Source organism: Psychrobacter sanguinis (assembly GCF_020736705.1).
GTDB classification, from domain to species: Bacteria; Pseudomonadota; Gammaproteobacteria; order Pseudomonadales; family Moraxellaceae; genus Psychrobacter; species Psychrobacter sanguinis.
Genome location: NZ_CP085990.1, coordinates 517,209 through 539,685 on the forward strand (window position 1 = coordinate 517,209; position 22,477 = coordinate 539,685).

A 22,477-nucleotide genomic window follows, 5' to 3' on the forward strand; every position below is an offset into this window, starting at 1 on the left:
AGATGACAGGCAAATAAAACTCTGGCAACATATCGCCATGACTGTTGCCAACTTATCCGACTTATCAAAAGACCCCACTTACGCCGAGCTTTTGTTGAAAATTCACCTGCTTGAACAGCGTAATGAGCACCTGCAGCAACAAATTGATCAAACAAACACAAGTCACGATCAACTACAGCAGCTTTTTAACCAAGTGGTTGAAGAAAACCACAAGCTGTATGAACAAGTGCTTGAACTCATCGAAAAACAAAAGCGGCTTATTCACCGGCTCTATGGACAAAAAAGTGAAGGCATCACTGCCAGACAAACCCACTTAAATTATGAGGCGGCGCAAGAGGACTTAGCGCAGCTTGAACAAATCCGAGATGACTACCTTAGTGGCTTAAGCAAAGATGAGCTTGCCAAGCTGCCTGCTATTGAACTTACTCAGGCAGAAACCCTCATCGATGAGGGTGAGCTTGAAGCCGGCAAAGAGAGCACAGATGAGCTGCCAGCTTCAGCTACTGATCAGCCTAAAAAAACAAAGCGTGCCAAATACACAGTGATTCCTGACAACCTTGAGGTGAAAACCCAGGTTCATGAACCACTTACCACCGTCTGTGACTGCGGCTGTCAAATGAAGCGAATTGGGGAGGATAAACAAGACAAACTTGGCATTATCCCTAAGCAGTTTTATATTGAGCGTCACATCTATCCTAAATGGGTATGCCGTGAGTGTGACATCATTCATCAAGCGGCTACCCCCAAGCAGATTATTAACAAAAGCATCGCCACCCCAGAGCTGCTTGCACACATCCTTATTAGCAAATATGCAGACCATCACCCGTTATATCGGCAGAATATTATCTATCAGCGAAGTGGGGTAAATATCCCCGATGCTACTATGGCAGACTGGGTAGGACGCTGCGGCGTTGCCCTTGAGCCTTTAGTCAGTCGCTTGCATGAACTATTACTGTCTGAGCCTATCTTACATGCCGATGAAACACCGGTATCTATCATGAAGAACCATGTAAAGGTAGGTGGTAAATCATTAAAAAAAGGCTATGTCTGGGCGTATCTTACGCCACAGCACAGCTCCTTAAAGGCGGTGGTCTATGACTTTGCTGAAAGTCGTCGTAATGAGCACCCTAAAGCCTTTTTAGATAAGTGGCGCGGTAAGCTGGTTTGCGATGATTACAGCGGGTATAAGTTCTTATTTCATCAAGGTGTAACTGAAATCGGTTGTCTGGCTCATGCACGGCGTAAGTTTCATGAACTGCATATCACTGGCCAAAGTATCGTGAGCATTGAGGCATTAACGTTATTTAGGCAGTTGTATGCTGTTGAACGTGAGATTGACGAGCGATTTGAAAAAAATACACCCCCAATGCCAAGAGATCCCCAAATAGTTCGGCAAATCAGGCAAGAAAAAGCCAAACCGATTGCCGATAAGCTGCACCAATGGTTACAAGAAAAAAGGCAGTTAACCACTAAAAATGCCAGTATTAGTAAGGCGATGGATTATTGCCTGAAACGTTGGCAGGCGCTGACTCAGTATCTAGATGATGGCAGGCTGCCGATTGATAATAATTGGGCGGAGAATCAGATGCGTCCGTGGGCACTTGGGCGTAAAAACTGGTTGTTTGCCGGTTCGCTGCGAAGTGGGCAGCGGGCTGCGAATATTATGTCAATCATTCAGTCAGCTCGCTTAAATGGTTTGGATGTGTCTGCTTATTTGACAGACGTGCTAAGACGCCTGCCTATTCAAGAGGATCTGGAGGAGTTGTTGCCTCATCGCTGGGTGCCACCGCAATAGGGGGTTGGTCGGATGCTTACGAATGAGCTTATCGAACACATCATTCAAATTCAATCATTGCAAATGCGTCAATATGCGCTAGATATCGAAGCCCATCAACCCATTAATTTATATACTTTAATCGATGAAATTAAGGAAGATGTCTGCTTTGAGTTTCAGGAAAAATCTGTCTCTTGGCGATGGCAGGTACTCAATGAAGCAAATGTTAAAGCACCGTTAGCCAGACATGATAACGGCCTCTATGAACTTATGGGCGATCAACAACAGTTACACAGTGCTTTTGAAAATATCATTCGCAATGCTTTTACTCACACTGCACCCCATTCAATCGTCGAGGTAAGCTTAGAGACTTTTATGCACCCGGAGACGCACTTACCTTATTTAAGGGTCAAAGTTATGGATGCAGGCAGCGGTGTGGCCGAAGCGGATTTACAACGTATCTTTCAACCCTTTGTCAGACTGAGTACCTCTAGAGAGCGCTTGAATCAGCCAAACAGTACTCAAGCTAACGCTACTCAATCCCCCAAAAAATACAATGGCTATGGCTTAGGTTTGGCCATTGCCCATGCGATTATTTTGGCTCATCAAGGGGAACTGGTGGCTTACAACCGTCAAGACGGCCACTCTGGATTAATCATTGAAGCCACTTTACCGACTCATCTTTGAGTATTAACTATTAGCCATTAGTATAAAAAAACAAAGCCGCATAACTTTCGCTATGCGGCTTTCGCTGTGTGTCATCCTGACTGTATAATATTAACTAACCCAGCCTTAGACCGTTAATATTAACGAACATCCTGCTCTGGTATTGCGCCCTATTACAGTAAGTCTGTACTGTATAGGTCATGTCTCCCTACTTTGGTATGGCGCACTATCAATCTAGATACCTTGCTCATACTTGCTAACTTAATAGCTGCTTATCCTTAATACGGAAGTTACTATTGCTAAAACCTATTATAAAAAATTATAAACAATTTAAACCACTCAATCCTTTGAGTCATCATCCTTAATGCCGTACCGCTATAATCTCAAATTGTCGACGTAGGTGTAAGACGCAATAGCGTCTATTGCTGTAAGCATATGCTTACAAGAGCCTATTGCCCCCTATAAATTACCGCTAACACTATGATTTAACTAATTTTACTTCTTTATCTTGCCTCAAGTTTTTATTAATTACAGTGTATTTCTTCATTAATTCTAGTCTGGGTCTCAAGATTAGGTTTCGATGTCTTGTTTTCTGTATGTTTTAGCAGATACTATTTATAACTTATTATGACTTGGTCTCATACTTTGGTTCTTGTAGACCTTTGATTTTTGATCTGTAGGTTTAGCGCTTTCATTAACAACGCTATCCTATCTATAATTAATTGCCTCTAACCTGACCCTTACAAAGCTAAGCGATACCAGACCAGACACAACAAAGCCGCATAACGTTGATTATGCGGCTTTGTTGTCGTCATCCTGACGGTCTATTATTATCTAACCCATCCTAGAATAGTTAATAACATGAGCATCCTGCTCTGAGTGTACTTATCACTCTAATTTAATGCTCACATCCTATGAGTATTAAATCAAGAGTGAGTATCCTTACTAAATTTCATGAGACAAGATTACGCTTGTTGGTCATGATTCATCATCCTTGATGCAGTAGAGCTATAGTCTCAAATTAATAGGCATGTGGTAAGACGTTAAAAGCATCATGTGATGTAAGCATATGCTTACATCACTAATCGTTAACCTGTTAAAATCTTATAGAATAAGGGATACAGAGAAATAATTTAATCTAACCCTTTTTACTATTAATTGTTATTTTCGCTAACAATCGAAACCAAAAACCTATAATAAGCCACATAGCTATATACACAATCAATTATTATAAGATGCATAATAATAACCATAAGACTAACATCACTAAGACAATAAGAGTTAGCAACTTAGATAATTTTTAAAATAGCTTTTGAAACAACCTCTAACTAAAACAAGGAATATAACTATGAATAAAGATACATTTAAAGGCGAATGGAACCAGCTTAAAGGTGATATTAAACAGCAGTGGGCGGAACTAACTGACGACGATTTAACCCATGCTGAAGGTAGCTTTGATAAGCTAGTTGGTAAAATCCAAGAACGCTATGGCCATACCAAAGAGAAAGTTGAAGAGCAAGTTCGTGAATGGCGTGTTAAACACGATGTTTAGTCGATAGCTGTATTTATCTAATGGGTATTATCTTTATTTTATAGAGAGATAAATTTAGACATAAAATAAATATTGAATATAGAAATGGGTAGGAGAAGACTAGAAATAGTCCTTTCCTACCTATTTTTTTTCTATCCATTTTTGAAATGCTTATTTTTATAATTGCTGTTACTGTTAAATGAGTTTCGTTCGTTATATGACTTTGGTTATATGATTCTGAATATTTTGAACTGATCAAATACTCAATCGATAAACATAACAAAGCCGCATAATTCTCATTATGCGGCTTTCGTTGTTGTCATCCTGACAGACTATAACTCTCTACCCCATCCTAGAATAGTTAATCATAGTGAGCGTCCTGCTCTAAATATTACATTTCCCTTTAACGTTAAGTCTCACTTCCTGTGCTACTAAAATCAAAGAGTGGGTTTCCCTACTAAATCCATGGCACAATATCAAACCAGATACTCTGTTCATGAAAGCTACTTGTCCTTAATCCGGAAACTTTACTTTATTGTTATAAGACTGCCAACTTATTGGTCAGAACCATAAACAGATAATTTAAAGCACTCAATCCTTTGAGTCATCATCCTTGATGCCGTGAAGCTATAATCGCAAATTAACTGCATTAGAGTAAGTCGCCAAAGCGTCATGTGTTGTAAGCATATGCTTACATGGATAGATGCCGCTGATAAAAGAGTCAATTTACCTATTAAAAAACCTTTACACCCCTTGAGGTATAAAGGTTTATAACAAAATAAGCCATTTATAATAAACACCATGAATGACTGATTTTTATTTAATTTTTATCTAGAGTTTTCTAACTCCTGAAATCTCTGTAACTTATCGGCCTCTAACATAATTTTAGCGGCTTCAATCACATAGGCTTCATCTTCCGGTAGTTTTGGACGCTGGTCATTTTTTAAACGACTACGCTCTTCAAACATTGCTTCAACGGCCGCTTGATATTCTGTCCAGCTGGCATAAGGCTTATTACCGGTGGCCACACGACGCGCATTTTCAGCATCTAAAGTCTTCTGCTCAATTTGTTTTTGATGCGCGCGACGCTCATTGATATTCAGCTTAACAGCTTTTTTATCATCTTCCATATTACGCACTCTATTCAAAGTATCTAAATACACGAATTGCGGATTGGTGGTCTGACGAATTTTAGATTGCTGATTTAATGTGGCCAATGTCTGACTGCTAAATTTACCTTCTGGTTTGTAAGGTGAGGTCTTAATTGTGTCCCAAGCCATCGCATGTTTTTGATCACGCTCACTAAATTCTGCACCTTCATAGATATTAACTAAAGGAATGTCAGGTACTACCCCTTTATTTTGAGTACTTCCCCCAGTAACGCGATAAAATTTACGCTGGGTCAAGGTGGCAGATCCTAAAGCCAAACTGTCTAACTGAATCTGAGCAGAGCCTTTACCAGTCGTGGTACTTCCGACTACTAAGCCACGGCCATAATCTTGGATAGCTGCAGCAAAAATCTCAGAGGCTGAAGCTGAGGCCATATTGGTAATCACTACCATATCACCCGAATACAGCTGCTTACCGCCATCTTCATCTTGATACACTTGGACGTTGCCACGGTTATCACGAATTTGGACCAAAGGCCCTTCTTTAATAAATAACCCTAACATCTTCGCCACTTCATCAAGCGACCCGCCTGGGTTATTACGCAGGTCCACCACAAGGCCATCAATATTTTGCTCATTTAGCTTTTTAAGCTCATTTTGAGTGTCGATACTAACACTGCGATAGTTCTGACCGTTGCGACGTGCTTGGTAGTTCAGGTAGAAGCTAGGAATCTCTAACACTCCAATGCGCTTCTCTTGATTGCTACCCTCAGGCTTAACAGTAATAACACGATGGGTCACGCCAGCATCTTCTTGCTCAATCACATCACGGGTCAACACAATGTTGCGGGCAGCGGCATCTGGACTGTTTGGCTGTTTTACTTTTATGGTAACATCAGTACCGCGCTTACCGCGGATCAAAGCCACGACTTCACGGGTCGACCAACCTACCACATCTTGTAAGTTCTCTCCGTCTTTGGCCACTGCCATGATTAAATCATTGGGTTGTACTTTACCTGACTTAGCGGCTGGTCCACCCTCTACCAAAGTAACGATTTGGGTATAGTCTGGATTCTTACGATAAGGGCGAATAGTCACCCCAATGCCTTCTAACTGTAAATTAGACTGTACTTGCATCTCGACTGACTGTACCGGGGCATAATAATTACTGTGTGGATCATAAGTCAGCATGGCGGTATTTAGCACCGACTCCATAATCTCATCGCTTTTAATACGCGACAACTGTTCTTTTTGACGGTTTAAGCGATTGAGCAGCACCTCTCTTGGGTTTCGATCTTCTCCCAAGATTAAGTCATTACCTTTGGTCAGCTCAGGATGCTTGGTATACAGCTCATCTCGAGCTTTATCTTCTTCTTGACCCAAAGTTAAGTTGATAATCTGTAGAGTTAATTGACGTTCCCAGTATAGCTGTTGCTCTGCAGCACTATTAAAACGAGGTTCTTTTTCTCGGTCTAATACCACAGAATCATTGCGATTCAGATTGACTTCTTTGCTTAAAAACTTATTGGCAAAATTATAGTATTCGTTTGAGCGTTGAATATAACGATTAAAGATACTTTGAGCCGCGCTTAAGTCTCCCTTTTTAAGTCTGTCTGCGAAAGTTGACCCATATTTTTTGGTCAATTCATCCACATCAGATTTCAAAAATAAAGTATGGTTGGGATCTAGGCGATCAAAATACATCTCTAACACTTTAAGACCCATCTCTGAGTCAAAACGTTTATTAGAATAGTGAGCTCTATCTAATAAAGCCGCCACTTGACGGGCGGTTAGTCTTTGTTCTGGAGTGGCAACAAAAGTAGCTTTATCTGAAGCAACAGCTTCGGTATAACTTTGGGAAAAAACAATTCCCGCAACGCCAATAGCGGCAGCACTTAATACCAGCTGTGTTGGTTGAAATCTCATAAATTATTCTCGCTCATTATTTTATAATATAGATATAATGCCTTGATATTAGCATAACAAATAGCTGTTGACTGTCTAAAACTGTATAAGCATTCTTACCTAATTTTACGTTTAACCTACAACTACCTTAACTTACTTCACTGTATTTAGCTTCCTTGCCAGTGAGAGACGCTATTGTGAGTGATACAGCGGTTGGTATTCATTACGTTTACTGTAATAATAACCAATTCATATTTAGATTAAAATAAATTCAAAGGGGAAACCTTATGTATGGGCCATTAATGATCGATGTCGCTGGCACAGAATTGACTGAGGAAGACCGCTTAGTACTAAGCCGTCAGGAAGTCGGCGGTATTATTTTATTTGCACGTAACGTTGATAACCCGGATCAGGTGCGCCGCCTTTGTGATGACATTCATCAGCTACAGCCAGATATCCTTATCGGTGTCGATCAAGAAGGTGGCCGTGTGGCGCGCTTACGTAACGGTTTTACCCCGCTGCCTGCTATGGGTAAATTAGGAGACTTGTTTGACGCTGATCCTTGCCGCGCTTTGAGCCTAGCTTATGACTGTGGTTATCTGATGGCCGCAGAAGTTATGGCAGTCGGTATTGACCTTAGTTTTGCCCCAGTCTTGGATATTAATGGTGTTAGTAAAGTGATTGGCGATCGTAGCTTTCATCGCCGTACAGAAGCTATCGTGGCGCTGTCTATGCAGTTTATGCGGGGTATGAAAACCGCAGGCATGGCCACCACAGGCAAACATTTCCCTGGGCATGGCTCTATTGCTCCAGATTCTCATGTGGCAGACGCTATTGATGAACGCAGCTTTGAAGAAATCAAACGGGTTGATCTACAGCCTTTTATTCAGTGTCAGCCTTGGTTAGATGCTTTAATGCCTGCTCACGTGATCTTCAGTCAAGTGGATGATAAGCCAGCCGGCTTCTCCAAAATTTGGCTGCAGGACATTGCACGTGAACAATTGGGCTTTAACGGTGTGCTTTTCTCAGATGACCTGTCAATGAAAGCCGCTCATGTGGCGGGGGATGTGGGCGCCCGAGTCACTGCTGCTCTAAATGCCGGATGTGATATGGCTTTAGTCTGTAACGACCGTGTTGCCGCCATCCAAGCTATTGAAACTGCGGCTACTTTACCTGTGCCGAATCAAGAACGCTTAAAGGCCATGCGCAGCCATATTCCAGAATGGCAAGGTAGTTTGGAGGCGACTTGTGCTCAGTTTGAGTATTGGAAGACCGCTCAACAAAATGTGCAACACGCTTTTTTTGCTGACACCATGTCTGTGTTCGTAGAGCGTGACCCTACTCATTATAGTCACTAATTCATTATTAGTTTTTGAACTGAAAATTTTGGCTTGATTTGAACTGAGACAACTAAAACTAAAGAAAGTACCAGAAAAAACAACAAACTATAAAAAAGACCGCCCCTTAGGACGGTCTTTTTTTATTTAACTTTAATGGATTCTATAACAATTAAGGTAGACGTTACATACGGTACGCTTAGTTGTAGTAGTCCAAATTTATTACTGTGCAGTGTTAGTTGACTCTGGATCTTTAGCTTCTTCTGGAGCTGCTGGTTGTGCTGGTGCAGCTACTTCATTAGCATTTGCAGGATCTACTGCTGCAGCATCTTGAGTCACTTGAATTTCATCGTTACCCATTGTCGCTTCATCATATACAGTAAATTCGATACGACGGTTACGGAACTTACCATTGTCAGTTTGGTTAGTTGCGATAGGATCTGTTTCACCCATACCTTTGGTCATTAATTTAGATGCGTCAACACCTTTAGACACTAAGTACTGTTTTACAGATTCTGCACGGCGCTGTGATAGCTCTTGGTTATGAGCGTCATCGCCATCGCTATCAGTATGACCCAAAATCATTAACTGCATATTTGGAACATTTTTCATCACTTCTACAGCACGGTCTAATACCGCTTTGTTAACTTCTGGAATGTCTGCTTTATCCACTTCAAAGTTAATAACCTGTAGGCTTAACGCACGTGCCACATCTTTAGGATCTGGATTTTCACCTAGATTATCCATAGCAGTGGTTGCATTAGCAATACTTTGTTTGATTTCAGCATCTAAGTCTAGAGGACCAGCAGCAATAACATTTAATTCAGGAGCAGCTGCTTTGATGTCTGCTACTAACTTATCAAGTTGTGCTTGGTCTGGCGCATCAATGCGAACATCGTTGCCTTCGATGATTACGTTGGCATTAGGTGTATTTTTGATGAGAGGTAAGATAGCCGCTAAATGTGCTGAGGCTGGCATATCTGTCGCGAAGTTATCATCGATATCGGCACGACATTTATCAGCATTGCCACCAAATACATCTTTCACAGCATTAATTACACTGTTACCTAGCTCATCATTACCCGCACTGATACGACAAGCAAATAAGTCATTGCCTTCGCCAGTAGCAAGGGTTAACACTGCTGGGCTAAGATCAGTTTGAGTGGTTGTAGTCGTTTGAGTAGTCTGCTGTACCGTTTGCTCTGGCGTAGCCACTGGTGCTGGATTATCTTGACAGCCTTTCAATAAAGCCCAAGCTAAAGCACCTAAAATGATTAAACCAATGATAGGAAGTAGAGCTTTCATGAAGCCACCACTTTCTTTCTCTTCACGCTGTAAAGGTGCTGTGCTCGTAGTATCTGAAATACGATGACCTGCTTCATGAGTATGAGCCGCAGTAGAGGTGGTATTGGCTGTTACATTATTATGTACCGCATGAGCACCTGCAACGCCAGCGCCTAAAATACCCGCTGGTAATAAAGCAGTCGCCCAACTTGGAATATGGTCACGGAATGACGATAGGTTATCACGCAAGAATTGTGGAACTGGCGTGCCGCCTGCTAAACTTTTAATTTCATTAAAGGCTAATGGGGCTGCAGAAGCCAATAGGCCTTTTACAGAACTCACATCAACATTGTTATGGGTAGCAAGCTGTTGAGCAATATTTGACTTTTGGGCTTCATCAGACCATAAACGGTCAAATAGACCTAAGTCATCACGATTTACTTCTTGAGTGCCTAAACGCGTGTAAGTATCGTTATCCGCAAGTTTGGCAGCAAACAAAGCGTAAAACTGCTTTAATAAGCCTTCGTTTTGTGGGTTACGATTGTCGCCCAAAACAGCAGGGGTAACTGTACGTGCTAAATGACCAATGATATCCATTGAATAATCTCCTAAATAATGACAAAAATGTAAGGTGAGTTTAAAGTTAGAATTCCTGCATTGATACTACTCTTTAATTTTTATTAAATTAATTTTTTAAGTAGTATTACTTGAGTCGTACTCGTGCAATTACTTAAGCTACTAATTACTTATTACTTAAAATAAGTATGGCTACTTAAGACAGGGTCTAACTGCACTAGTACTCAAATGACCGTTAAAAATGCTTGATAAAGCCAAAGCAATCAATGCAAGTAAAGTACTAAATGCAGGGCAAACTTTTTCTATCTACCAAACTTGCCTACTACAATACCCTATCTTTTAAATAAGTACGTTATATTCAGGTAAATTCTCAGTTAAGGCGTGTTACAGAAATATATTTTGGTCACAAACTGATAAAATATCCGGCTAGACCTTGTTAATAAAAATAGTGTAAATATAGACCTAATTGGTTAACCTGATTTTAATAGTTTGATTTTAGTTAACTGCTCTCCCTTTAATTTTACTTTTAACCGACTTGAGCACTTAGGATAATTCAATAGAGCCCCCAAGTTTGCTTTACCCTTATTGACCCTATCATCCTTTTATTAATCACAATTTACCTCCTCCTTTTACTCATTTACTTTTAAGCATAATGCTAAGTAAGGAAATATTTTGAACAGTTTATTAAGTAGTCATACGACTTTAATTATTATTATTACCGTCATTATTAGTTTATTGGCTTGGCAAAACAAAGGATTAATGGCCAAATTAATCTTCTACCCTCCTGCGGTCAACAAAGGAGAATGGTATCGTTTTATTACCCATGGTTTTATCCATGCTGACAGTACCCATCTATTGTTTAATATGTTCACCTTGTACTTCTTCGGTCGGGCAGTTGAACGATTCTTTAATCAATTTTTGGGTGGTTTTGGATTCTTGGCGGTCTATTTAGGGGCCATTATAGTGGCCATGATTCCCAGTTATTTACAGCATAAAAATGACGCTAATTATAGGAGTTTAGGTGCCTCTGGCGGAGTATCTGCTATTTTGTTCTCATTTATTCTGATGGCACCTTGGAGTATGCTTTACCTCTTTGCCGTATTACCTATTCCCGCCATCGTATTTGCCATTGCCTATGTCGCTTATAGTGTTTATGCCAATAAGAAAGGCAATTCCAATATCAATCACTTAGCTCATTTATGGGGCGGCGGTTTCGGTGTGTTAGCGACTATCATTCTGTCTCCAAATGTTCTACCCCATTTCTTCAATGCATTAATGCACCCCTCTTTCTAAGCAAGACTGAGTTTAAGAAAGCTTGAGACATTCAATTAAGTTTGCTATTTACTCTTGGCTTGAGACCAGCTTCTATTTAGCCAGTTTCTATTTAAATAGTTGCATTAACCATAAAAAAAGGAGTGCTTAGCGCACTCCTTTTTTTATTATCTATTTTATGTTGCATGGTGTATGGGGTTATTTTTTGCGATAAGCGTCTTTGAGCCCAGTGATAATCACATTTAATACCTCTGAGTTACCGTCATGCGCAGCGCGGCGCATCAACGAGGACGGAGCATGGGATAATGTTTGGGTTAACCGGCGGGTCAACTCTGTCATGACCTGCTCAGCACTCATGTCCGTAGTAGCTAGCTGATGCAGCATGTCTTGTAATATGGCATCGGCTTTTTGTTCTGCACTATGACGATATTCGTAAATATCTTGGCCGACTTTACGAACCTGAAAACGGCGTTCAATTTCAACCACCAGTTGACTGACCAGAAGCTCTGCTTCAACCGCTGCTTGACGACGTTTTTCTAAGTTACCGGCAATGACATGTTGTAAATCATCAACCGAGTACAAATACACATCATCAATTTTGCCAACACTTGAATCAATGTCTCTTGGTACTGCCAAATCCACCATAAGCATGGGCTTATAACGACGTTTTTTTAAGGCGCGACGGGTCATATGTTGATCAATCAGCATGTCCATGCTGCCACTACAGCTACTGACAATATCTGCTTGATACAATAGATTATTCAGCTCACTCAGCGCATGTACTTCAATCTGTAACCCAGGACGTTGTAATTCTTGGGCCAGTTCCTGTGCACGCTGCGGAGTACGGTTACAGATTAGAATTTTTTTGACCCCTAGAGCGGCGATATGTTGCGCCACCAAACGGTTCATCTCACCAGCGGCAACCAATAGAAAAGTCGCTTCTTCTGGCTTATCAAATATTTGGGTCACTAACTTCGATGCAGCATAACCCAGTGAGATAGCTTGGGTACCGACATCGGTTTCGTTACGGACCCTCTTGGCGCCTGCAAAAATTTGTTCAACCACCCAGTTTAGCTGATTGGTTAAATAACCATATTGTTTGGCATCTGCCACAGAACGCTTGATTTGACCAAAGATTTGCGGCTCACCCAATATCATAGAGTCAAGACCCGCTGCGACCCGTAATAAATGAGTCAGCGCTTGGCTATCAATATAGTCATATAGATAAGGACGCACTTCCGCAATGGGTAAGTGTTTAAACTCAGCCAACCAGCTCACCAGCTGTTCGGTAAGTTGGCTAGTAGTTACCGGTGTTGCAGCGTGTGCTTCGTTAGCTAAGGCTGAAGAAGGTAAGCTTGGTACTTGGTCGATTAGTGCTTGGGTATTGGGCGCCAAAGCATAGATTTCGGTACGGTTACATGTCGAGATTATCAGGCTGCCTGCCGTTATTTTCTGTAATTCCGCCTGTGCCACCTGTATGTCGCCGCCCACAAATGCTAACCGTTCACGCAGCGCGACGGGGGCAGTTTTATGGTTCACACCGATGACTACGAGATTCATGTAAAATCTACCAACTAATTTAAGTTAAACCGCCAGTATTAAAATGCTTAATCAAAGCACACTTATAAAAAAATGATTCACTACCGCTTATAAATAAGGGGCGTATTGCCCTTTATCAAGAGTGAGCATTACAGACAGCTGTAAATCTCTACGATTTACAACTGGATTTATAATTAAAGAGAGCCTGACAGACGATATAAACAGAGAATTATAACATCGAATGCCAATACATTCACGAATGCTATATTATATAGCCTCAAAGCCTCATAATATCGGGCATCGATTAAGTGATAAGAGGCATAAGTTACTCAACTTTCTGTTAATACTTTGATACTTTCAATACTTTGATACTTTCAATACTTTGAAACTTTGATACTTTCAAAAAACTGGCTTAGCTTATCTTATATGATGAAATCTCCTATCCTCTCCCCAACTGTCTATCTGGGTACCGGTGGTTATAGTGATACCGACATGCTAGGCACGCTGTATCCTCTGGGCACTAAAAAAACAGATTTTTTGGCTGAATATGCGAAGCATTATAAAGCAGTTGAGATTAACAGTAGCTTTTACGCGCCTTTAGGTCACAAAGCTTATGAAGGCATGGTTCGAAAATCAGAGGCACAGGTAAAGTTCGCCATTAAGCTGCATCAAGATTTTAGCCATACTCTAAAAGCAACGCCCGAGCATGCAATCGCGTTTATAGAAGCGATACAACCCCTTATTGAAGCGGATTGCTTAGCGCCTTTGCTAATTCAGTTTCCACATGGGTTTGATAGAACCCGTGAGCACCGTCTGTATTTGGCAAAATTAGCAGATTGGTTCGCCGGCTTTGATTTGGCAATTGAGTTTCGTCATGCCAGCTGGCACATTGCGCAAGTAGAACACAGTTTCCAAAAGCTTGGGCTTATCTGGTGTAGTGTCGACTATCCTCAAGTGTCTGGGTTACCCAAATCAAGACTGTTGTTTACCCAGCTTAATTCACCCCATCTCCCTACCCAGACTGAACGACCAAATTCGCAAGGTGAGACGCTTCCCACTGAGCTCGGTGTTAATTCATTAGCAAAACCACGTATTGGTTATCTACGTATGCATGGCAATAATCTAAATTGGTGGAATGCGCTGGCAGCCAGTGAACGTCATGATTATCGTTATAGCGTTGAGGAGATGCAGGCTTGGGCCCAAGCCATTGCCAATCAACGCCAACACTTTGATCAGCTTTACGTGTTTTTTCAAAACTCGACCAAGGCTCATGCTTACTATAACATTGCGATGCTCCGTGAGGCTTTACAAGCCCTACAGTTTGAGGTCTTATAGCCCGTCTATTCGACTTTAATAGCTAGGTCCAATAGTTAGGTTGAGTAGTTAGGGTTTAATAATTAGCCTCGGGAGCTATATTTAATTATCACTTTTGATTGGTATTTTTACTCAGAGTTTTTAACAGGCATCTGTTGATAAACAGGTCGGCTCCTATCCTCTACTAATATGATAAATGACTTTACCCGAAAGACAGCTTGAGTTTAGTCAGCCTATTGCCGCTGCACTGGTGAAAGTTATGTTATTACACACATAAATTGAGCACAAAAAAAAGGATACCCGAAGGTATCCTTTTTGCTTTAAAACAAGCATCTGCTATAAAACAGAGGTCTTAATAGCTTAACGTGATAAATTATTCAAACATAAGATTAATTATTCTTCAACGCCGGCATCTTGACCTTTATATTTAGCGTTTGCATAGTCCCAGTTTACTAACTTGTCTAAGAAAGTATCTACATAGTCAGGACGACGGTTACGGTAATCGATGTAGTAAGCATGTTCCCATACGTCACAAGTCAATACCGCTACTTTGTCATGAGCTAGCGGGGTATCCGCGTTGGCAGTTTTCATGATTGAAAGTTTGCCACCTACAGAGTCAGCTACTAACCAAGCCCAACCTGAACCAAACTGTGAAGTTGCTGCATTTTTGAACTCTTCACGGAATTTGTCGTATGAACCAAAATCTTCTTCGATTTTCGCTTTAAGATCACCAGTAGGTTCGCCGCCACCATTGTCTGGCGTCATGCAGTTCCAGTAGAAAGTGTGGTTCCAAACTTGAGCAGCTTGGTTGAACATACCTTGTTTGCTGTCATCTTTTGCAGTAGCTTGGATAATTTCATCAAGCTCTTTGCCTTCAAGACCAGAACCAGGTAGTAATTCATTTAGTTTGTTAACATACGCAGCATGGTGCTTGTCATGGTGAAACTCTAAAGTTTCTGCACTGATATGTGGCTCAAGTGCGTCTTTTGCATAAGGTAGATCTGGTAGAGTAATGTTTGACATATTATTTTATCCTTGGCTGAATAAATGTTGTTATGTTGCTTGTAACTTACCCTCGAAATTATAATTAGACAGATAAAAAGTTACGATAACAACACTTAAGTTGGCTGAATTTATTGTAAGTTATTTCCATACAGTCAGCTCATTAACCCTATTAAACTAATAGCACATTTAATCGAATTAGGCTGCTGAGACAAATTCAAGATTCGCCCAAAGGCAAATTACCCTAAACTTGCCACTTCATAATATAGACTGAGGAGAATTTATCAACCCATGTCTAACAAGATAGTACGTTTACTCGATTATAAAGTCTAACGTACCTCTTCGAAGTCTTGATAATTACTATAACAATTATCCAGTCTCGACTCAGTTACCGAATGTTATAGACGGTAAATTTGAGTAGTGCTTACCTGCTAGGTTTACCGATAGGTTAATAGAGTTAGTAGAAAGGTGAAAGGTCTACTTATTGTTAGCCTGAATTATTGTTGGCCTGAAAATTAATCACGTAAAAATTTATGCCATAAACATAAGAGGCCATAAAAAAGTCATATAGAATGTGGATAATACCTACTCTGTCTCCCTTGTCTTAAATATCGTTCTTTTAAAATACTGTTATTTCAAACACTATTATTTTAAATCAAACATCAAATACGGTTTCACAAAACAGTAAATCCAATATATAAGGAAGTTTCATTATGAGCGACAGTCAAACTACAACCCCTGCCCCTGCCTCAAAAGCTGTTTCAGTGACCTCTGAAAAGCGTTGGGTATTGGCCAGTAACAATAAAGGCAAATTGGCGGAGTTTCAGCGTCTATTTGACCAAGCCCATTTGGGTATAGAGATTATTCCTCAAGGTCAGCTCAATATAGAGGATGCTATTGAAGATGGGTTAAGCTTTGTAGAGAATGCGATTATCAAAGCCCGTCATGCCAGTCGTATCAGTGGCTTACCTGCCGTTGCCGATGATTCAGGCTTGTGTGTGCCTACTTTAGGTAATGCTCCAGGCATCTATTCCGCACGTTACGCCGGCGAGCATGGCAATGATGCAAAAAACAATGCCAAACTCATCGCCGATTTGCAGCCTTATAGAGGTACGGATCTTGATTCTGCTAATACAGAGTCTGCTATAAAAGGCTATTTCGTCTGTGTACTGGCTTTGGTACGTCATGCCGATGACCCATTGCCTATCATCGCTCAAGGCTTGTGGCAAGGTGAGATACTAGCCGAACCTCAAGGTGAAAATGGCTTTGGCTACGACCCTTTATTTTGGGTGCCTGAGTATCAGCAAACTGCGGCGGCTATGACCCCTGAACAAAAGAATAAAATCAGTCACCGCGGCCTTGCGCTTCAAAGTTTATTACAACAGCTCACAAATGCTTAGCACCATGATGGAACTGTGGCACTTAAGCGTTAGATATCAAAGCATTAAATATCAAAGCGTTAAATTGAGTAATTTGTACTTTATTTTTACTTTAATAGGCTGATAGACTATACTGTTCTCCTTTTATAATTTTGTAGCAGTACCCCTAAGACCCATCACCTCTACGCTATGTAGATAAGTGATGTGCGTGCTGCCTATATAAAGCTGTATCAAAGCCATAAGTAGTGCTCTTTTATACCTAGATATTGTCACTTGTTTGAGTCATAAACTGGTCGTTATATTAGGTTGTGGGTTAGCCACTATTATTTAAGCTTGGCGGCTTTATAGTTTTAGTATTTATCACTAAAAAACCAGTTTTAGCGTTATATTCTTGGCATTTCTCATGGACTAGATATCAAGTTTATTAATCTGATATCACTTGAGCATTGCTTATCATTAAAATCAAACGATTAACATACAGGGTTAATAACCATGGCAAAAGATCTACAAGTTACCACTAACAAGGTAAACGACAATCAAACTCAGTTGACAGTAAAAGTACCTGTTGAACAAATTCAAAATAAAGTGGAAGGCCGTATCCGCAATGTGGCAAAAACTGCCAAAATTGATGGTTTCCGTAAAGGTAAAGTGCCTGTTTCACACATCCGTGCTCAGTATGGTGCTGGTATTCAACAAGAAGTTATCAATGACGTTATCCGTGATACCGTATTTGAAGCTATCAAAGCTGAAGACGTGCGCGCTGTTGGCATGCCAAACATTGATGACGTAAAACTTGAAGACGAGTTCTTAGTTTATCAAGCCACTGTTGAAATCTTCCCAGAAATTAAAGTTGAAGGTATCAGTGATATCGAAGTAGAGCGTCATACTGCTAACATCACTGATGAAGACGTTGACACTATGATCGACAACCTTCGTAAACAACGTCAAGAATTCGCTGAAAAAGAAGGTGAAGCCGCGGAAGGCGACCAAGTTACTTTCGATTTCGAAGGCTCTATCGACGGTGAGAAATTTGAAGGCGGCGCAGCCGAAGACTTCAAACTTGTGCTAGGTAGCGGTCAAATGATCCCTGGCTTTGAAGACGGTATCGTAGGCATGAAAGCTGGCGATGAAAAAACTATCGACGTAACTTTCCCAGAAGAATACCAAGCAGAAAACTTAGCAGGCAAAAAAGCTCAGTTCAAAATCAACGTTAAAACTGTTGAAGAAGCCAAACTTCCAGAAATCGATGCTGAATTCCTTGAGTTATTCGGCGTGAAAGAAGGTGGTGTTGAGCAGCTTAAAGAAGACGTTCGTAAGAACATGACTCGTGAAGTTAAGAACGCAGCTCGCAACCAAGTAAAACAAGCGGCTTTTGATGCGTTACTTGAGAAAAACGAATTTGACGTACCAAGCGCAATGATTGATCAAGAAGTGGACCGTCAGCGTAACCTAATGATGCAGCGCTTTGCTCAACAGTTTGGCGGTAACGCAAACAGCATCGACAAAGACATGTTGCCACGTGAGCTATTTGAAGAGCAAGCTATCCGTGCCGCTCGTTTAGGCGTTTTAGTATCACGTGTTATCGAAGAAAACGACTTGAAAGTTGACCAAGAACGAGTTGAAACTTTCATTAAAGAAACTGCTGAAAACTATGAAGACCCAGCTGAAGTTATCGAATACTACACCAACGATGCGCAGCAACGTGCTAACATCGAGTCTGTAGTACTAGAAGACCAAGTAGTAGACTTCTTACTTGAGCAAGGTAAAGTAACCGATAAAGAAGTAGGTTACCAAGAGCTTTTAGCAGCTCAGCAACAAGGCATGATGTAAGTTATTGCCTTTAAGCGTTAACTTATCCGCTTAAATTATGTGTTCTTCAATTATTTGTTCTTTAAGCGATAAGTCACGACTTAAACTAAAAAATGCCCCGACACTTTTGTTGGGGCATTTTTGTCTAAGACTCTAAAACTGTGTATTAATCGTCTATCATCAAGTAAGATAACCGAGATAGCGACATTTCTAGACAATTAATATTCATAGGCAACTAATATATAGCTAGCTAATATAAGACTAATATAACAATAGGCAGTTAATATAAGGTTAATGTGCAGTTAATGCTTGATTTATTGTTGACCACCCCAAAATATAAAGAGATAACATAGGCCGATGCTGTCCGCTTATTTTTGTGACAAAAAAAAGCAGAGTCTATTTAACTTACTTAAAACGATTACTTATAAATTGTAAAATTGACCAATAAACAGGGATTATTTATGAATCACCAAAACACCCAACAAGATATCGAACGTATCATAAACAACCCTCATTTTGAGAAGCTTGTGGCGGCTCATGATGCGGTATTAAGAGACATGCGCGATGCAACAGTAAGCGTACCTCAAGCGGCTTTAGTACCTATGGTTGTTGAGCAATCAGCCCGTGGTGAGCGCTCTTTTGACATCTATTCACGTCTATTGCGTGAGCGTGTTATCTTTTTAACCGGTCAGGTTGAAGACAACATGGCCAACTTAATCGTGGCTCAAATGCTGTTCTTAGAAGCAGAAAACCCTGATAAAGACATTCATTTGTATATCAACTCACCAGGCGGATCAGTGAGTGCCGGTTTGGCCATGTTTGATACCATGAACTTTATTAAACCAGACGTGTCTACTATTTGTATGGGCGGTGCATATAGCATGGGTTCATTCCTATTGGCAGCCGGTCAGAAAGGTAAGCGTTATGCGTTAGCAAACTCACGCGTAATGATTCACCAACCTTCAGGCGGCGCGCAGGGTCAGGCCACTGATATCGAAATTAATGCACGTGAAATCTTAAAAATCCGTGACCGTCTAAACCGTATCTTGGCAGAACGTACTGGCCAGCCTCTAGAAAAAATCGAAAGAGACGTTGAGCGTGACTACTGGTTAGATGCTCAAGAAGCCAAAGAATACGGCCTAGTAGATGAAGTATTAGAGCGTCGTCCTGAAGAACTAAAATAATTATAAAGGTCTTTGAGGCATAACGCTTTTAGCAAGAGATTAACAAATTTACGGCTTTGCTGTTGGGCACCCTGTAATGGCTACTTTAATAAGTTGTTGTTACTAAGTCGTCCCAGCGAAGCATGCAATTATTAAGGAGCGCCAAGCATGGCAAAGGACAAAACACCGCAGTGTTCATTTTGTGGTAAAAAGAAAGACGAAGTGGCTCAGCTGATTGCTGCTGATGACGCTAATATCTGTAATGAATGTGTGGCGCTATGCACAGATCTAATCGAAGATGGCGATGCCAACAGTGTTGAGGGTGAAGACGGCGAAGTAAATACTTGGCTGACCAAAAAACTCCCAACACCAAAAGAGATTCGTCAGCACTTAGACAGTTATGTTATTGGTCAAGAAACTGCCAAAAAAGCCTTATCAGTAGCCGTTTATAACCATTATAAACGTCTTAAAGTGGCGGCTAAACTGGCAGATGATAGAAAACAAGCTAAAATAGGCGCTGATGATGCCATGGTTGAGCTATCGAAAAGTAATATTTTGCTAATCGGTCCTACCGGTTCTGGTAAAACATTATTGGCCCAAACCTTAGCACGTATGCTAGACGTACCTTTTGCAATGGCAGATGCGACGACCTTAACCGAAGCCGGTTATGTCGGTGAAGATGTTGAAAACATCGTCCAAAAATTATTGCAAGCGGCGGACTATGATGTAGAAAGAGCGGAGCAAGGTATTATCTACGTCGATGAGATTGATAAAATTAGTAAAAAAGGCGAAAACATGTCTATCACTCGTGATGTATCGGGTGAAGGCGTACAGCAAGCTTTACTAAAACTGATCGAAGGTACGGTAGCGGCTATCCCACCTCATGGCGGCCGTAAACATCCTAACCAAGAGCTAATCCAAGTAGATACCAGCAATATTCTAATCATTGTGGGTGGCGCTTTCTCGGGTCTGGATAAAGTGATTCAGCAGCGTACTGAGAAATCAGGAATTGGCTTTAATGCAGAAGTTAAATCGAAAGAAGATGGCAAACAACTGACTGAGCTATTCAAGCAAGTTGAGCCAGAAGATTTGATTAAATTTGGCCTGATTCCGGAGCTTATCGGTCGTCTGCCAGTTATTGCGACCCTTGAAGAGTTAGACGAAGACGCGTTGATGCAGATTTTAACTGAACCTAAAAACGCCATTATCAAACAGTATCAGTACTTATTTGAGATGGAAGACGCCGAGTTGACCTTTACAGAAGAAGGTTTAAAAGCCATTGCTCATAAGGCTATGGAGCGTAAGACAGGGGCACGTGGTTTGCGTTCAATCGTTGAAAACGCTTTGCTAGATTCCATGTATGAGTTGCCTTCTATGTCAGAGGCGAAAACTGTGGTGGTAGATGAGTCCGTTATTAATGATGGCGCAACCCCTAAGATTTCTTAAGCCCTCCTCAAACACGATCAAAATCTAGCGTTGAAGCGCTTGCTCAAGGCTTCATTAGCTAAACCTGTTTGGTAGTTAAATTTGATAGCTAAAAACGCCCACCGTTACCGTTGGGCGTTTTTTTATTGCTTGTGAGTCAACACTCACCTATTATAAAAACCTAACATAGAATTTGTCTGTTATCTATTGCTCTGCGTTACCACTATTCAAGGATGAGTATTATCATGTCTGCATTGTCATTATTATCCCTAACCAATCAACTGTCTAATCAGCTATCCAACCACCTTCCTAAGCGACTGTCACAACAGCTATCCCCTGTGACTCCCTTTATAGCACCATATATTGATGAACAAGTCCTCGCAAATTTTTATAGCGGACATGTCGCCGCTATTACTGGTGCAGGTTCAGGCATTGGCCGCGGTCTTGCGCTAAACCTTGCTGCCGTTGGCTGTGACCTTGCATTGTCCGATATTAATAGCGAGAATCTTGCCGAGACCCACGCCCTGTTAAAAGACTATGACGTCAAGGTAAGTACTACTGAACTCGATGTGGCAGATAAAGAAGCCGTTTACCGCTGGGCAAGCGACGTGCAACAGCAGCATGGTCGAGTCAATTTCATTTTTAATAATGCTGGCGTCGCTTTATCCTCTACGGTTGAGGGAGAAAGCATTGAAGAAATTGAATGGGTCATGGGCATTAACTTCTGGGGCATGGTGTATGGTACCAAAGCGTTCTTACCGCTTATTAAGCAGAGCGTGAAAGACAGTGATGGCAAGCAAAACGGACATATCGTTAATATATCTAGCTTGTTTGGCATTATCGCTCAACCTGCACAGTCCGCCTATAATGCCAGTAAGTTCGCCATCCGCGGCTTTAATGAAAGCTTACGCCAAGAGTTGGCGATTGAGCGTAGTGGCGTGTCGATAACCTCCGTACACCCTGGTGGTATCAAAACCAATATTGCCAATAATGCCCGTGGTAATGAAAGTGTCAGTACGCTAGGTATGGCCACTGGCGCTAAGGGGTTAAGAAGCTTTAATAAATTGCTTAAATTTAACCCCAATACTGCGGCACAAATTATCTTAATGGCTGCAGCAAATGACCAAGCCCGTTGTCTGATTGGCGATGATGCTAAGATAATCGATTTAATTCAGCGTGTTTTCCCCTCTCATTATGGGCAGGTGATGCACAAAGCCAGACTATTGGCCATCAAAGCCAAGCAAAAACGCATGATCAAACCAAACCGTTCCTCCAAACAACCTAGCTCAATTGAGAAAACAGGTTTAGATGCAAAAGTAGCCCCAATTGCAAAATAGTCCAAAGGCCGTTAGGGTCAAATCAAAAGCTACGCAAAAACAATAGTCTGATACC

At 41.1% G+C, this 22,477-nt stretch carries 15 protein-coding genes; 11 read left to right on the top strand and 4 right to left on the bottom strand.

Annotated features, from left to right (window positions below; genetic code table 11):
- Positions 1-37: 37 nt before the first annotated feature.
- The 3 genes from tnpC (at position 38) to LK453_RS02260 (ending at position 3,992) form a co-directional block, all read left to right on the top strand.
- Positions 38-1,795 carry an IS66 family transposase gene (gene tnpC, locus LK453_RS02250; protein ID WP_227954050.1) on the top strand — a complete coding sequence of 586 codons (1,758 nt, stop codon included), beginning with the start codon at positions 38-40 and terminating at the stop codon, positions 1,793-1,795.
- 12 nt (positions 1,796-1,807) lie between these two features.
- A complete protein-coding gene (locus LK453_RS02255) occupies positions 1,808-2,461 on the top strand; it encodes an ATP-binding protein (protein ID WP_227674411.1) in 654 nt (217 codons plus the stop codon).
- A 1,327-nt stretch (positions 2,462-3,788) separates the two neighbouring features.
- The gene (locus tag LK453_RS02260) at positions 3,789-3,992 is read left to right on the top strand and encodes a CsbD family protein (protein ID WP_007394362.1); all 204 of its coding nucleotides are present in this window, start codon (positions 3,789-3,791) and stop codon (positions 3,990-3,992) included.
- 806 nt (positions 3,993-4,798) lie between these two features.
- Here the strand turns inward: LK453_RS02260 and LK453_RS02265 are convergent.
- Positions 4,799-7,006 carry a carboxy terminal-processing peptidase gene (locus LK453_RS02265; protein WP_007394363.1) on the bottom strand — a complete coding sequence of 736 codons (2,208 nt, stop codon included), beginning with the start codon at positions 7,004-7,006 and terminating at the stop codon, positions 4,799-4,801.
- Between the two features lie 266 nt (positions 7,007-7,272).
- On the opposite strand from LK453_RS02265, the gene nagZ reads away from it, so the two are divergent.
- Positions 7,273-8,343: a beta-N-acetylhexosaminidase gene (gene nagZ / locus LK453_RS02270; RefSeq protein ID WP_201541836.1), complete on the top strand. Its 1,071-nt coding sequence runs from the start codon at positions 7,273-7,275 to the stop codon at positions 8,341-8,343.
- Between the two features lie 201 nt (positions 8,344-8,544).
- Here nagZ and LK453_RS02275 read toward each other — a convergent pair whose 3' ends face one another.
- A complete protein-coding gene (locus LK453_RS02275) occupies positions 8,545-10,203 on the bottom strand; it encodes an OmpA family protein (protein WP_201541834.1) in 1,659 nt (552 codons plus the stop codon).
- 651 nt (positions 10,204-10,854) lie between these two features.
- On the opposite strand from LK453_RS02275, the gene LK453_RS02280 reads away from it, so the two are divergent.
- The gene (locus LK453_RS02280; protein WP_201541832.1) at positions 10,855-11,475 is read left to right on the top strand and encodes a rhomboid family intramembrane serine protease; all 621 of its coding nucleotides are present in this window, start codon (positions 10,855-10,857) and stop codon (positions 11,473-11,475) included.
- A 177-nt stretch (positions 11,476-11,652) separates the two neighbouring features.
- Here LK453_RS02280 and hemA read toward each other — a convergent pair whose 3' ends face one another.
- Positions 11,653-13,014 carry a glutamyl-tRNA reductase gene (gene hemA, locus LK453_RS02285; RefSeq protein ID WP_201541824.1) on the bottom strand — a complete coding sequence of 454 codons (1,362 nt, stop codon included), beginning with the start codon at positions 13,012-13,014 and terminating at the stop codon, positions 11,653-11,655.
- Positions 13,015-13,419: 405 nt separating this feature from the next.
- Between hemA and LK453_RS02290 the strand changes: the two genes are divergently transcribed.
- Entirely contained in the window at positions 13,420-14,328 is a 909-nt protein-coding gene (locus tag LK453_RS02290; RefSeq protein ID WP_201541822.1) for a DUF72 domain-containing protein, read from the top strand.
- 372 nt (positions 14,329-14,700) lie between these two features.
- Here the strand turns inward: LK453_RS02290 and LK453_RS02295 are convergent, their stop codons facing one another.
- The gene (locus LK453_RS02295) at positions 14,701-15,330 is read right to left on the bottom strand and encodes a superoxide dismutase (RefSeq protein ID WP_007394369.1); all 630 of its coding nucleotides are present in this window, start codon (positions 15,328-15,330) and stop codon (positions 14,701-14,703) included.
- A gap of 692 nt (positions 15,331-16,022) precedes the next feature.
- On the opposite strand from LK453_RS02295, the gene rdgB reads away from it, so the two are divergent.
- From rdgB to LK453_RS02320, 5 genes are all read left to right on the top strand, one after another.
- Positions 16,023-16,709 carry an RdgB/HAM1 family non-canonical purine NTP pyrophosphatase gene (rdgB, locus tag LK453_RS02300; RefSeq protein ID WP_227674410.1) on the top strand — a complete coding sequence of 229 codons (687 nt, stop codon included), beginning with the start codon at positions 16,023-16,025 and terminating at the stop codon, positions 16,707-16,709.
- 471 nt (positions 16,710-17,180) lie between these two features.
- The gene (gene tig, locus LK453_RS02305) at positions 17,181-18,518 is read left to right on the top strand and encodes a trigger factor (RefSeq protein WP_201541821.1); all 1,338 of its coding nucleotides are present in this window, start codon (positions 17,181-17,183) and stop codon (positions 18,516-18,518) included.
- A 536-nt stretch (positions 18,519-19,054) separates the two neighbouring features.
- Positions 19,055-19,681: an ATP-dependent Clp endopeptidase proteolytic subunit ClpP gene (gene clpP, locus LK453_RS02310; protein WP_044298221.1), complete on the top strand. Its 627-nt coding sequence runs from the start codon at positions 19,055-19,057 to the stop codon at positions 19,679-19,681.
- Between the two features lie 147 nt (positions 19,682-19,828).
- Positions 19,829-21,106: an ATP-dependent protease ATP-binding subunit ClpX gene (gene clpX, locus LK453_RS02315; protein ID WP_201541819.1), complete on the top strand. Its 1,278-nt coding sequence runs from the start codon at positions 19,829-19,831 to the stop codon at positions 21,104-21,106.
- A gap of 224 nt (positions 21,107-21,330) precedes the next feature.
- The gene (locus LK453_RS02320) at positions 21,331-22,422 is read left to right on the top strand and encodes an SDR family NAD(P)-dependent oxidoreductase (protein ID WP_201541817.1); all 1,092 of its coding nucleotides are present in this window, start codon (positions 21,331-21,333) and stop codon (positions 22,420-22,422) included.
- Positions 22,423-22,477 lie beyond the last annotated feature (55 nt).

What these genes read in the sequence shown, in the direction of transcription:
- hemA (WP_201541824.1), bottom strand. Translation starts at nt 13,014, where the DNA reads ATGAATCTCGTAGTCATCGGTGTGAACCATAAAACTGCCCCCGTCGCG.
- LK453_RS02320 (WP_201541817.1), top strand. Translation starts at nt 21,331, where the DNA reads ATGTCTGCATTGTCATTATTATCCCTAACCAATCAACTGTCTAATCAG.
- clpX (WP_201541819.1), top strand. Translation starts at nt 19,829, where the DNA reads ATGGCAAAGGACAAAACACCGCAGTGTTCATTTTGTGGTAAAAAGAAA.
- rdgB (WP_227674410.1), top strand. Translation starts at nt 16,023, where the DNA reads ATGAGCGACAGTCAAACTACAACCCCTGCCCCTGCCTCAAAAGCTGTT.
- tnpC (WP_227954050.1), top strand. Translation starts at nt 38, where the DNA reads ATGACTGTTGCCAACTTATCCGACTTATCAAAAGACCCCACTTACGCC.
- LK453_RS02295 (WP_007394369.1), bottom strand. Translation starts at nt 15,330, where the DNA reads ATGTCAAACATTACTCTACCAGATCTACCTTATGCAAAAGACGCACTT.
- clpP (WP_044298221.1), top strand. Translation starts at nt 19,055, where the DNA reads ATGCGCGATGCAACAGTAAGCGTACCTCAAGCGGCTTTAGTACCTATG.
- nagZ (WP_201541836.1), top strand. Translation starts at nt 7,273, where the DNA reads ATGTATGGGCCATTAATGATCGATGTCGCTGGCACAGAATTGACTGAG.
- LK453_RS02275 (WP_201541834.1), bottom strand. Translation starts at nt 10,203, where the DNA reads ATGGATATCATTGGTCATTTAGCACGTACAGTTACCCCTGCTGTTTTG.
- LK453_RS02265 (WP_007394363.1), bottom strand. Translation starts at nt 7,006, where the DNA reads ATGAGATTTCAACCAACACAGCTGGTATTAAGTGCTGCCGCTATTGGC.
- LK453_RS02255 (WP_227674411.1), top strand. Translation starts at nt 1,808, where the DNA reads ATGCTTACGAATGAGCTTATCGAACACATCATTCAAATTCAATCATTG.
- LK453_RS02290 (WP_201541822.1), top strand. Translation starts at nt 13,420, where the DNA reads ATGATGAAATCTCCTATCCTCTCCCCAACTGTCTATCTGGGTACCGGT.
- tig (WP_201541821.1), top strand. Translation starts at nt 17,181, where the DNA reads ATGGCAAAAGATCTACAAGTTACCACTAACAAGGTAAACGACAATCAA.
- LK453_RS02260 (WP_007394362.1), top strand. Translation starts at nt 3,789, where the DNA reads ATGAATAAAGATACATTTAAAGGCGAATGGAACCAGCTTAAAGGTGAT.